Below are 11,502 nucleotides of genomic sequence, written 5' to 3'. Positions count from 1 at the left end.
AGGACAAGCCCGCTCGCCACGACAGGCGCACTCGACACGCTCATGACTATGCGGAGACCAACACATGAATCACAAAGTGGCCTTCAGCTTCGCCGATGGCAAGACCCTGTTTTTCCCGGTGGGCGCCCACGAGATCCTGTTGGATGCGGCGCTGCGCAACGGCATCAAGATCCCCCTGGATTGCCGCGAAGGCGTATGCGGCACGTGCCAGGGCCGTTGCGAGTCCGGCGAGTACACCCAGGATTATGTGGACGAGGAAGCCCTCTCCAGCCTCGACCTGCAGCAACGCAAGATGCTCAGTTGCCAGACCCGTGTGCAATCCGACGCGACGTTCTACTTCGACTTTGATTCGAGCCTGTGCAATGCGCCCGGCCCGGTACAGCTGCAAGGCACGGTGAGCGCGGTGCAGTTGGTGTCCGCCAGCACGGCGATCCTGCAGGTTCAGCTGGACGCGTCGCTGGATTTTCTGCCCGGCCAGTACGCGCGCCTGTCCGTTCCCGGCACCGACAGCTGGCGCTCGTATTCCTTCGCCAACCGGCCCGGCAATCAGCTGCAGTTCCTGGTCCGCCTGTTGCCCGACGGCGTGATGAGCAACTACCTGCGTGAGCGCTGCCAGGTAGGCGACCGCCTCTTGATGGAAGCGCCGCTGGGCGCTTTTTACCTGCGTCAGGTGACCAAGCCGCTGGTGCTGGTCGCCGGTGGCACCGGGTTGTCGGCCTTGCTGGGCATGCTCGATGAACTGGTTGCCAGCGGCTGTGACCAACCGGTACACCTGTATTACGGCGTACGCAGTGCCGAGGACCTGTGCGAGGCCGAACGCATCGACCAATACGCCTCCACCCTCGATTTTCGCTACACCGAAGTGCTGAGCAACCCATCGCCGGCGTGGCCCGGCAAGCGCGGTTACCTCACCGAACATTTCGACCTGGCCGAATTGCGGGACAGATCGGCAGATATGTACGTGTGCGGCCCCCCTCCAATGGTCGAATCCATCCAGCAATGGCTGGCAGATCAGGCACTTGATGGCGTTCAGCTGTATTACGAAAAGTTCACGCAGAGTAATATCTGACCCTCAGCACTTCTGAGGGGCTGGTGCGGCGTGCAATCAACCCTGAGAAAAACAAGTAGAAGGGAATGTTAATGGCGGATGACATGGTTAACCCGGTAGGCCTCAAGCGGGGCTTGAAGAACCGGCATATTCAGCTGATCGCCTTGGGAGGGGCGATTGGCACGGGGCTGTTCCTCGGCTCGGCGGGCGTGCTCAAGTCGGCGGGACCGTCGATGATCCTCGGCTATGCGATTGCCGGTTTCATCGCGTTCCTGATCATGCGCCAGCTCGGCGAAATGATCGTCGAAGAGCCGGTGGCCGGTTCCTTCAGCCACTTCGCGCACAAATACTGGGGCGGTTACGCAGGCTTCCTGGCGGGCTGGAACTACTGGGTGCTCTACGTACTGGTGGGCATGGCCGAACTCACGGCCGTGGGCAAGTACATCCAGTTCTGGTGGCCGGAGATTCCGACCTGGGTCAGCGCGCTGGTGTTCTTTGTCGCGGTGAACCTGATCAACACCCTCAACGTGAAGTTCTTCGGTGAAGCCGAGTTCTGGTTCGCGATCATCAAGGTGGTGGCGATCGTCGGCATGATCGTGCTCGGCTGCTACCTGCTGTTCAGCGGCACCGGCGGCCCGCAAGCCTCGATCACTAACCTGTGGAGCCACGGCGGGTTCTTCCCGAATGGCGGCATGGGGCTGTTGATGTCCATGGCGTTCATCATGTTCTCGTTCGGTGGCCTGGAGCTGGTGGGCATCACCGCCGCCGAGGCCAGCGAGCCGCGCAAGGTGATCCCCAAGGCGATCAACCAGGTGGTGTACCGGATCCTGATTTTCTACGTCGGCGCACTGACTGTGCTGTTGTCGCTGTACCCCTGGGACCAATTGCTGCAAACCCTCGGCGCGTCGGGCGATGCCTACAGCGGCAGCCCGTTTGTGCAGATCTTCTCGCTGATCGGCAACGATACCGCGGCGCACATCCTCAACTTCGTGGTCCTGACCGCGGCGCTGTCTGTGTACAACAGCGGCGTGTACTGCAACAGCCGCATGCTGTTCGGCCTGGCCGAGCAGGGGGATGCACCCAAGGCGCTGATGAAGCTCAACAAACAAGGCGTGCCGTTGCGTGCCCTGGCCATTTCGGCGTTGGTGACGATGCTGTGCGTGGTGGTCAACTACGTGGCGCCCCAGAGTGCGCTGGAGTTGCTGTTTGCGCTGGTGGTTGCCTCGCTGATGATCAACTGGGCGCTGATCAGCATCACCCATATCAAGTTCCGCAAGGCCATGGGCGAGCAGGGCGTGGTGCCGTCGTTCAAGACCTTCTGGTTCCCGTTCAGCAACTACCTGTGCCTGGCGTTCATGCTGATGATCGTCAGCGTGATGCTGGCGATCCCGGGCATTCGTGAGTCGGTGTATGCGATGCCGGTGTGGGTGGGGATTATCTACATCGCGTATCGGATGCGGGTGCGCAGAAGTAACGTGCCAGTCAACGCACAGTGATACCTGTGGGAGCCGGGCTTGCCCGCGATGGCGGTGGGTCAGCCGATGGCTGTGGTGGCTGACACACCGCATCGCAGGCAAGCCAGCTCCCACTGTTGATTGCATTCCAAATGAAAAAGCCCCGGTTATCCGGGGCTTTTTTCATAGCGTGGAACGCACTCGCCACAGCTCGGGGAACAGCACGGTGTCGAGCATCTTGCGCAGATACCCCACGCCCTCAGTACCACCGGTACCGGGCTGGAAGCCGATAATCCGTTCCACCGTCGTCACATGCCTGAAGCGCCACTGGCGGAACGAATCCTCCAGGTCGATGAACTTCTCGGCCAACTGATACAAATCCCAATACCGGCTCGGATCGCGGTACACCTCACGCCACGCGGCTTCCACCGATTCATCGTGAACCGTGGCCGCCGTCGGGTCGCGTTCGGCGCGTTTGGGGTCAATCGCCAGGCCCGCCTTGGCCATCAGGTTGACCGCCTCGTCATACAGCGACGGCGTGGCAATCGCCACTTTCAACTCGTTCAACAACTCCGGCCGATGCGCGTGAGGACGCAACAGCGCCGCGCTCTTATTGCCGAGGATAAATTCGATCTCGCGGTACTGGAACGACTGGAACCCAGACGACTGCCCCAGGAACGGACGGATCGCCTTGTACTCCGACGGCGTCATCGTCGCCAGCACCGCCCAGGCGTGCACCAGTTGATCGAAAATCCGCGACACCCGCGCCAGCATCTTGAACGCCGGCGGCAACTCGCCAAGGCGCACATGTTCGCGGGCGGCCTTGAGTTCGTGGAGCATCAGTTTCATCCACAGCTCAGACGTCTGGTGCTGGATGATGAACAGCATTTCGTTGTGGTCCGGCGACAGCGGGTGCTGGGCGCTGAGGACTTTGCCCAGGTCCAGGTAGTCGCCATAGCTCATGGACTCGGAAAAATTCAGCTCGGCGTTATGCCATTCTTCCGGCGGTTGATAATCAGCAGAGAAGGGACATTGGCTCATCGCGTGGGCTCCTTGAGCGGGCGGAGAATGGCGCGGACCGGGCTCGCGTCGAGGTTGGCAAAGCGCAACGGCAGCGCGATCAATTCATAGTCGCCCTCCGGTACGTCATCGAGCACGATGCCTTCAAGAATCGCCATGCCATGACGGGCCACGGCGTTGTGCGAATCCATGGTCTTGGATTGCTGCGGATCGAGGGACGGCGTGTCGATCCCGACCAGCCGCACGCCGAGGCTCGCCAGCAACTCGATGGTCTGCGGGGCGATGGCGGTGAAATTCGAATCCCATTCGGTCAGCGGCGCGTGTGGATAAGTGCGCAAGAGCACGCGCTCTGGCAGGTTATCCACACGCCCTTTCAACTGATGCGGCTGCACCAGCGCGCCGCTGTCCAGGCAATGCAGGACGCGGCACGGTCCCATGTAGACATCCAGCGACACCTCGCCAATCGGCGCGCCGTCCGCGCTGTAATGCAGCGGCGCATCGACGTGCGCACCGGTGTGCGGCGACAAGGTAATGCGCCCGACATTCACCGGGCATTCCGGACCGAACTGCCAGACGCGCTCTTCCTGGAACGGCGTATCGCCCGGCCAGGTCGGGGTCGCCGTACTCAAGGGCGGGCTGATATCCCACCACGTTTTTATTGGATTCATTTCAAGGCTCTCGGCGGTTACTGGGGTGAATGATACGAGGGCCAGCTGTGAATTTTCTTGCGAATTCCAGCGCCAGGCGGGATTTCTTTCGTACTTACTGCGAGGAATTGCCTTATTTGTGATTGGATATTTCAAATGTAGGCGCCAGCTTGCCGGCGATGGCGTTCCTACGAGGCCCATCGCCGGCAAGCCGGCGCCAATAGGGTTTTGAATTGCGTGGGACTTGCGCTTCTGGGCATCCCGATGTCGAGTTCAGACCACTGGCACGACGCCCGAGGCCTTAGGGTGCATCTTTGCATTCACTGCCTCGGAGTCATCATGTCCAAGCCCATCACCGTACTGCGCGATACTCACCCCCTGCCGGTCCTGGATGCCTGCAAATGGGAAAAACTCGAAGGCGACCCGCACACCGTCAACCTCAACGCCTACACCAGCGAAGACGGCAGCAAGATCATGGGCACCTGGATCTGCACACCAGGCAAGTGGTACGTGGAATACGTGAAGTGGGAATACTGCCATTTCCAGGAGGGCTACTGCGTGATCACCCCAGACGGCCTGGAACCGATCCATTTGCGGGCTGGGGATATCTTTGTGGTGGAACCGGGGATGAAGGGGACGTGGGAAGTGGTCGAGACGGTGCGTAAGTATTTTGTGTTTGCGTGAGCGACCACGTTATTTGTGGTGAGCGGGCTTGCCGCGAGTTGGGGTGCGTAGCGGCACCTGAGCCTGGCGCCGCGTTTCTGACTGCAACAATTCGGTGACCCTGATGGGGCTGCTGCGCAGCCCAACGCGGGGCAAGCCCGCTCACCACAGAAAGCCCGCTTGCTGCGACAAGCGGGTTCAGCACTCTACTTGGGTTTGCGATAGCTGTTGATGATCGCCGAGAAGTCCTTGCCCCCCTCCCCGCGCTGGCTCATCGATTGATACAACTGCTGGGCCACGGCGCCCAGGATGACGGGCTGCTTGGCTTGGCGCGCAGCCTCGGTGGCCAGGCCAAGGTCCTTGAGCATCAGGTCGGCGCCAAAGCCACCGGTGTAGCCGCGCGATGACGGCGCGGTTTCAATCACGCCCGGCCATGGGTTGTAGGTGTCGGAACTCCAGCAACGTCCGGTGGAGCTGTTGATGATGCCGGCCAGCACTTGGGTGTCGATCCCCAGCGCATCGCCCAGCGCCATGGCTTCGCTGACGCCGACCATGCTGATACCGAGCAGCAGGTTGTTGCAGATCTTGGCGATTTGCCCGGTGCCGACCTCACCGCAATGCACGATGTTACGCCCCATCTGCGCCAGCACCGGTTGCAGGGTGGCGAACAGTTCAGGGGTGCCGCCGACCATGAAGGTCAGGGTGCCGGCACTGGCGCCGCCGGTGCCACCGGAGACTGGAGCGTCAGCCACGACCACACCTTGCTTGGCCGCCACAGCCGCTACGTCGCGGATCGTCTGCGGGTCGATGGTGCTGCAATCCACCGCCGGCACGCCTTGGCCGATACCGGCGAGTACGCCGTCTTCATTCAGCCACACGCTACGCACATGCGCGGCCGCCGGCAGCATGGTGATCACAAGCTCGGCGTCTTTCGCCGCATCGCGGGGTGAATCGCTGATAGTGCCGCCCAGCTCGGCCAATTCCTTGAGCACGGCCTGGTTCAGGTCAAACAGGTTCAGCGCGTGGCCGGCCTTGATCAGGTTGCGGGCCATGGGCGCGCCCATGTTGCCCAAGCCGATAAATGCAATCTTCATGGTCGTCTCCCGGAATCAGCGCAGGTTGATGGTGGTGTTGACGCCATCGTTGACCGTGTCGTCGTCAAACCAGCGGCTGGTGACGGTTTTGGTCTGGGTGTAGAACTGCACCACTTGCTTGCCGTACGGGCCGAGGTCGCCGAGCTTGGAGCCACGCGAACCGGTGAAGCTGAAAAACGGCACCGGCACCGGGATCGGGATGTTGATGCCGACCTGGCCCACGTCGATTTCGCTCTGGAATTTACGCGCCGCCGCACCACTCTGGGTAAACAGGCCGGTGCCGTTGCCGAACGGGTTGGCGTTGACGAGCGCGATGGCTTCATCGAGGGTCGCGACTTCGAGCACCACCAGCACCGGGCCGAAGATTTCCTGGGTGTAGATCTGCATGTCCGTGGTCACGCCCGAGAACAGGGTCGGGCCAACAAAATTGCCTTGCTCAAAGCCCGGCACCTTGATGTCGCGGCCGTCCAGCTCGAGCTTGGCGCCTTCTTTCACACCGCTTTCGATCAGCTCGAGGATGCGCGCCTTGGCACGTTTGGAAATCACCGGGCCGACATCGGTACCGGCCTCGCTGCCGGCATTGACCTTGAGTTTTTGCGCCAGCGCCTTGAGGTCCGGCAGCCATTGTTTGGAGGCACCGACCAACACCACCACAGAGGTGGCCATGCAACGCTGGCCCGCTGCGCCGAAACCGGCACCGACCAGCGCATTGAGGGTGTGTTCGCGGTTGGCATCGGGCAGCACCACGGCGTGGTTCTTGGCGCCCATCATCGACTGCACGCGCTTGCCGTGTTTGCCGGCCAGGTCATAAACATGCGTGCCGACGGCGGTCGAACCGACGAAGGACACGGCCTTGATGTCTTTATGGGTGCACAGCGCATCCACCACGTCTTTGCCGCCGTGGACCACGTTGAGCACGCCGGCCGGTACGCCGGCTTCCAGCGCCAGCTCCACCAGCAGCACGGTCGACAGCGGGTCCTGCTCGGACGGCTTGAGGACGAAGGTGTTACCGCAGGCGATCGCCATCGGGAACATCCACAGTGGAATCATCGCCGGGAAGTTGAATGGGGTAATGCCGGCACACACGCCGATGGGTTGGCGCAGGGTATAGGTGTCGACGCCACCGGCGACGTTTTCAGCGAATTCGCCCATTTGCAGGGTGCCGATGGAGCACGCGTGCTCCACCACTTCCAGGCCACGGAAAATATCGCCCTCGGCATCGGCAATGGTCTTGCCCTGCTCGGCGCTGAGGACTGCGGCGATGCGCTTGGAATGTTCGCGGATCAAGGCTTGCAGCTTGAGCATGATGCGCATGCGCGCGCCGATCGGGGTCAACTTCCAGGTCTGGAAGGCGCGATGGGCAGCGTCGATGGCGGCATTTACTTCATCGGCAGTGGCAAACGGCACTTTGGCCAGCACTTGCTGGGTGGCCGGGTTGACGATGTCGTGCCACTCGGTGGTCTTGGACTCGACCCATTCACCGTTGATCAGCAGCTTGACCTGTTGCACGGAAATATCGGCAGATGCGTTCATGTGGTCTCCAATCTTGTAGTTATGCAGAGACAAGGCGCGTGAATCGCCTTGGGAATGAGGCGTTTTTGGAGTATAGATGTGCAAATCTCTAATAAGAACGCACATAAAAGCCGGTCCAATATGCAAAAAAACATCACATCATTGGGCTCCCTGAACTGGGACGACCTGAAGTTTTTCCTCGAAGTGGCCCGCACCCGCAAGGCCAGCGTCGCGGCCAAGCGCCTGGCGGTGGACTACACCACGGTGTCGCGGCGCATCAGCTCACTGGAAGTGTCGCTGGGTACTTTGCTCTTCGAGAAATCTCGGACCAACGGCTTCGTCCTTACCACCGAGGGCCAACGTTTGCTGGGGTACGCCGAGTCCATCGAGAGCACCCTGCACATGGCTTGCGAGCAGGTGTCCGGCTCCGGCGTGGCACTGTCCGGGCATGTGCGCATGGGCTGTACCGAAGGCTTCGGCAGTTTTTTTGTCACCCCGCAGCTCAGCCATTTCGTCGACACTTACCCGGCGATCTCGGTGGACATCCTGCCCCTGCCCCACTTCATCAGCCTGTCCAAGCGCGAAGCCGACATTGTCATCGCCCTGGAACGCCCGGAACACGGGCCCTACGTGTGCTGCAAACTGTGCGACTACAAACTGCAGCTGTATGCGACCCAGGAATACCTCGACCAGCACCCACCGATCCGCAAACCCACGGATTTGGCCGAGCACCCGTTTATCAGCTATGTGGATGACCTGGCGTTCAGCTCCGAGCTGCTCTACCTGGCGAACGTGGTGCCCGGCGCCAGCGCCAGCCTGCGCAGTACCAGCGTGATTGCCCAGTACGTGGCGGCGCAACAAGGCCGGTCGATGGCGATATTGCCGTGCTTCCTGGCGGCGCAGGACCCTCGGTTGCTGCCGGTGCTGGGGGAGCAGATCACACTGACTCGGCAGTTCTGGATGTACTGCCGGGAAGACTTGCGCAAGTTGAAACGGATCACCTTGCTGTGGGATTACATCCGCGAGGTGACGGAACAGAACCAGGGTTTATTGATGGGGGAGACGCGGGAGATCAAGTTTGCAGATTAAGGGGGGCGCGCGGTGTTGCCGCGAGCGCACTGCAAAATAATAGGGGGCTGGATTGCCTGCGATAGCGGTGTATCAGCCAGCTTAGCCTTGACTGATACACCGCCTTCGCAGGCAAGCCAGCTCCCACATTTGAACTGCGGCGGATGCAAGATTTTGGTTAGACACAAATAGTGTGGAAGCTGCGGCGAGTGCAAGATTTTGGTCAGACACAAATAAGTGTGGGAGCTGGCTTGCCTGCGAAGGTGGTGGGTCAGCCAGCTTAGCCTTGACTGATACACCGCTATCGCAGGCAAGCCAGCTCCCACATTTGAACTGCGGCGGATGCAAGATTTTGGTTAGACACAAATAAGTGTGGGAGCTGCAGCGTGTGCAAGATTTTGGTTAGACACAAATAGAGTGGGAGCTGCAGCGAGTGCAAGATTTTGGTCAGACGCAAATAAGTGTGGGAGCTGGCTTGCCTGCGAAGGCGGTGGGTCACCCAGCTTAACCTTGACTGATACACCGCCATCGCAGACAAGCCCGGCTCCCACATTTTGAATGCAGTGCAGGTGGAAAACCCGCTTAGTCCGCACTCACCACAATCGACACCCGCCGATTCTCCGTACGTCCCGCCGCCGTCGCGTTCGACGCCACCGGTTCGCTGCTGCCCAACCCGCGCAGCTGGATGTTCTCTTCCTTCATGCCCACACCGATCAGCACCGTGGCCACGCTCTTGGCGCGGCGCAGGGACAGTTGCTGGTTGTAGGTTTCCTTGCCCGAAGCGTCGGTATGGCCGTCGACGCGTACGCGCTCGATGCCCACGCCGAGCAGGGCCTTGCCGATACGCTGGACGATCTCGGTACTGGGCTGGTTGAGGGTTTCGACGTCGCTGCCAAACAACACTTTGCCGGACAGCCCGAACGCCCAACCCTCGTCGGTCAGCTCAAAGCCTTGTTGCTTGAGCACGGCGACCTGGGCCGGGGTCAAGCCTTTGGGTGGGGCGGTCTGGCAACCGCTGAGAGCCAGCAGTGACACCAGCACGGTGATGAAGATAAAACGCGCGGTCGAAAACAAGGGATCAACTCCTGTGTTGAACATTGACGGCAGGGCTCTCCGACTCCGCCGTTTGCTGGCCGCCCTGGGCCTGCCGTTTGGCCTGGTACATCGCTGCATCGGCGGCATTGAGCAAGGTGCCGGGCGTGGCGCCATGATCGGGGTAGATGGCAATGCCGATACTGAGGGAGGTCAACACCTGGGTATTCCCGGGCACGGCAATCGGCACGTCCATGCTGGCGATAATCTTGTCGGCGATGCGCTGGGCGTCTTCCACTTTATGCAACGGCGCCAGCAGGATGGCGAACTCATCGCCGCCCAGGCGCGCGACCAGGTCATCTTCGCGCAGTTGTGCCCGCACGCGTTCAGCGACGGCCACGAGGACGGCATCGCCTGCGGCATGGCCAAAGCTGTCATTGATTTCCTTGAAGCGGTCGCTGTCGAGGTAAAGCACCGCGACCTGCTCCTTGACCTTCGCCGCGCTGCGCAAGGCACGAATCAGCCGACCTTCGAAAAACGCCCGGTTGGGCAAGCCAGTGAGACTGTCGTGGTTGGCCTGGTGGGCAAGGGTTTCGTTCTCGCTTTGCAGGTGGCTTTGCCAGGCTTCCATTTCACCGAGCAACGCGTTGAAGTCGCTGCCCAGGCTGTCGAGTTCGGCGATCCGCGCGGGCGGCACGCGACGGTCGAAGTCGCGCTCGCTGCGGGCGGCATGGGCCACGGCGGCGAGGCGTTGCAGCGGCTCGGTAATGCCGCGCAACAGACGCCGCGCCAAGTGCAAGGCCACCCACGCACTGAGGGCGGTACAGATCAGGATCCCCGCCAGCCCACTCAGCAGGAAGCGCAACAGGCTGCCGCCATGGCCGGTGACATGAATGCTGCCGATGGTGCGCCCCTGGTGCAGGATCGGCTGGCTGATGGGCTGTTCGAGCAGGGTGTGCGCCAGCTCCAGTTCAAGCCGTGAGAGCATGCCGGTTTCCGGACGCGTCCACTGCGCCAGCAGCTTGCCGTTGACATCCAGCACTTCGGCCTGGGCCACCTCTTCGGTGGAGGCGATCAGGCTGAGGGCCTCGGTGGCCGCCGCGCTGTCGTTGAACACCACCGCCGCTTCTACGGTGTAGTTGATCGAGCGTGCGATCAAATGCAGGTTGTGCTCGGCGTACACGCGCAGCGCCAGCACGCCGAGCAGGGTCAGCGACACACTGGCCAGGCTCACCGCCACCAGCGCGAGGATCAGGTGCCCCCGGCCGATGACCGAGCGCAGCGTCGGTCGCACCTTATCGACCTTCATGGCGCAAGCGCTCGACGGCGGGACAGTTGCAGCACGCTGGGGTGAATGCGCACGCCGCTGCGCGCCACGGAGTCGAGATTGACCTCGAACGACACCTGATCATCGCCGACCCGCAGGCAGAACAAGCTGCCGACCGTGCACTGGTCGCCGCCTTCGCTGATGCTCAGCACCGGGTGCCCGATCAACGAAGCGAACAGACGGCTGCGCTCATCGCCGCTGAGCTTGCCGATGTAAACGGCGTCACAACTATTGACGATATCAGGGTGGTCGGCGAGCAGGCGCTGCACCACCACCGGGCGGCCGGTGGCTTGGGTGGTGCCCTTGACCAGGTCGTCGGTGTATTGGGTCGGCCCGACGATGCACAGGCGCAATTGCGCAGGCTCCACCGGCCAACGCGCGTAACTGAGGATACCCAGCACCACTTGGGTCACCGCCTGGGCGCGGGAGTCGGCGGGGCTGGACGCCTGGGCAAAGGCGCCGGGCGCAAGCAGGCACAGAACCGCCACCAGCAACAGGCGTCCCCAGCTCATACCGCGCTCTGTGGGCGAGACAGCCACGTTCATGCAGCGATTTCTCTCAGGTGTGTACAAAGTGATGCCGCAACGATAGCACAGCAACGGAAACCCCCGCGAAACGAGGCTTTCGCGGGGGCCGC

General features: G+C 61.7%; 11 protein-coding genes. 4 read left to right on the top strand and 7 right to left on the bottom strand.

The window, feature by feature from the left end:
• Positions 1 to 64: 64 nt before the first annotated feature.
• Positions 65 to 1,069, top strand: a complete 1,005-nt coding sequence (gene antC / locus C9990_RS04545; RefSeq protein WP_106802631.1) for an anthranilate 1,2-dioxygenase electron transfer component AntC — start codon at positions 65 to 67, stop codon at positions 1,067 to 1,069.
• Between the two features lie 71 nt (positions 1,070 to 1,140).
• A complete protein-coding gene (locus C9990_RS04540) occupies positions 1,141 to 2,544 on the top strand; it encodes an amino acid permease (protein WP_106802630.1) in 1,404 nt (467 codons plus the stop codon).
• 141 nt (positions 2,545 to 2,685) lie between these two features.
• Here the strand turns inward: C9990_RS04540 and kynA are convergent, their stop codons facing one another.
• A complete protein-coding gene (gene kynA / locus C9990_RS04535) occupies positions 2,686 to 3,543 on the bottom strand; it encodes a tryptophan 2,3-dioxygenase (protein WP_065908419.1) in 858 nt (285 codons plus the stop codon).
• Positions 3,540 to 4,190, bottom strand: coding sequence for an arylformamidase (gene kynB, locus C9990_RS04530; RefSeq protein WP_106802629.1), 651 nt, complete (start codon positions 4,188 to 4,190; stop codon positions 3,540 to 3,542). The genes kynA and kynB overlap by 4 nt, the downstream gene beginning before the upstream one ends.
• Positions 4,191 to 4,508: 318 nt before the next feature.
• On the opposite strand from kynB, the gene C9990_RS04525 reads away from it, so the two are divergent.
• A complete protein-coding gene (locus tag C9990_RS04525; RefSeq protein WP_106802628.1) occupies positions 4,509 to 4,853 on the top strand; it encodes a cupin domain-containing protein in 345 nt (114 codons plus the stop codon).
• A gap of 185 nt (positions 4,854 to 5,038) precedes the next feature.
• Here the strand turns inward: C9990_RS04525 and mmsB are convergent, their stop codons facing one another.
• The gene (gene mmsB, locus C9990_RS04520; protein WP_106802627.1) at positions 5,039 to 5,926 is read right to left on the bottom strand and encodes a 3-hydroxyisobutyrate dehydrogenase; all 888 of its coding nucleotides are present in this window, start codon (positions 5,924 to 5,926) and stop codon (positions 5,039 to 5,041) included.
• Between the two features lie 15 nt (positions 5,927 to 5,941).
• Positions 5,942 to 7,459, bottom strand: a complete 1,518-nt coding sequence (locus tag C9990_RS04515) for a CoA-acylating methylmalonate-semialdehyde dehydrogenase (protein ID WP_065908408.1) — start codon at positions 7,457 to 7,459, stop codon at positions 5,942 to 5,944.
• Positions 7,460 to 7,579: 120 nt separating this feature from the next.
• On the opposite strand from C9990_RS04515, the gene C9990_RS04510 reads away from it, so the two are divergent.
• Entirely contained in the window at positions 7,580 to 8,527 is a 948-nt protein-coding gene (locus C9990_RS04510; protein ID WP_065908407.1) for a LysR family transcriptional regulator, read from the top strand.
• A 561-nt stretch (positions 8,528 to 9,088) separates the two neighbouring features.
• Here the strand turns inward: C9990_RS04510 and C9990_RS04505 are convergent.
• From C9990_RS04505 to C9990_RS04495, 3 genes are read right to left on the bottom strand one after another with little or no spacing between them, the layout of a single operon-like run.
• Positions 9,089 to 9,580, bottom strand: a complete 492-nt coding sequence (locus C9990_RS04505; protein WP_106802626.1) for an OmpA family protein — start codon at positions 9,578 to 9,580, stop codon at positions 9,089 to 9,091.
• A 4-nt stretch (positions 9,581 to 9,584) separates the two neighbouring features.
• Complete coding sequence (locus tag C9990_RS04500; RefSeq protein WP_065908403.1) at positions 9,585 to 10,847, bottom strand: diguanylate cyclase domain-containing protein; 1,263 nt, start codon at positions 10,845 to 10,847, stop codon at positions 9,585 to 9,587.
• Positions 10,844 to 11,410: a YfiR family protein gene (locus tag C9990_RS04495; RefSeq protein ID WP_106802625.1), complete on the bottom strand. Its 567-nt coding sequence runs from the start codon at positions 11,408 to 11,410 to the stop codon at positions 10,844 to 10,846. The genes C9990_RS04500 and C9990_RS04495 overlap by 4 nt, the downstream gene beginning before the upstream one ends.
• Between the last annotated feature and the right edge of the window lie 92 nt (positions 11,411 to 11,502).

Source organism: Pseudomonas sp. S5D5 (assembly GCF_003013355.1).
Classification (GTDB): domain Bacteria; phylum Pseudomonadota; class Gammaproteobacteria; order Pseudomonadales; family Pseudomonadaceae; genus Aquipseudomonas; species Aquipseudomonas aylmerensis.
Note: the sequence above shows the minus strand (reverse complement) of the source record. Positions and strands in the feature narration are given on the sequence as shown.

Coding starts and splice junctions, on each gene's coding strand:
- mmsB (WP_106802627.1), bottom strand. CDS start 5,926: ATGAAGATTGCATTTATCGGCTTGGGCAACATGGGCGCGCCCATGGCC.
- C9990_RS04495 (WP_106802625.1), bottom strand. CDS start 11,410: ATGAACGTGGCTGTCTCGCCCACAGAGCGCGGTATGAGCTGGGGACGC.
- C9990_RS04500 (WP_065908403.1), bottom strand. CDS start 10,847: ATGAAGGTCGATAAGGTGCGACCGACGCTGCGCTCGGTCATCGGCCGG.
- C9990_RS04540 (WP_106802630.1), top strand. CDS start 1,141: ATGGCGGATGACATGGTTAACCCGGTAGGCCTCAAGCGGGGCTTGAAG.
- C9990_RS04510 (WP_065908407.1), top strand. CDS start 7,580: ATGCAAAAAAACATCACATCATTGGGCTCCCTGAACTGGGACGACCTG.
- C9990_RS04515 (WP_065908408.1), bottom strand. CDS start 7,459: ATGAACGCATCTGCCGATATTTCCGTGCAACAGGTCAAGCTGCTGATC.
- kynB (WP_106802629.1), bottom strand. CDS start 4,190: ATGAATCCAATAAAAACGTGGTGGGATATCAGCCCGCCCTTGAGTACG.
- C9990_RS04525 (WP_106802628.1), top strand. CDS start 4,509: ATGTCCAAGCCCATCACCGTACTGCGCGATACTCACCCCCTGCCGGTC.
- kynA (WP_065908419.1), bottom strand. CDS start 3,543: ATGAGCCAATGTCCCTTCTCTGCTGATTATCAACCGCCGGAAGAATGG.
- antC (WP_106802631.1), top strand. CDS start 65: ATGAATCACAAAGTGGCCTTCAGCTTCGCCGATGGCAAGACCCTGTTT.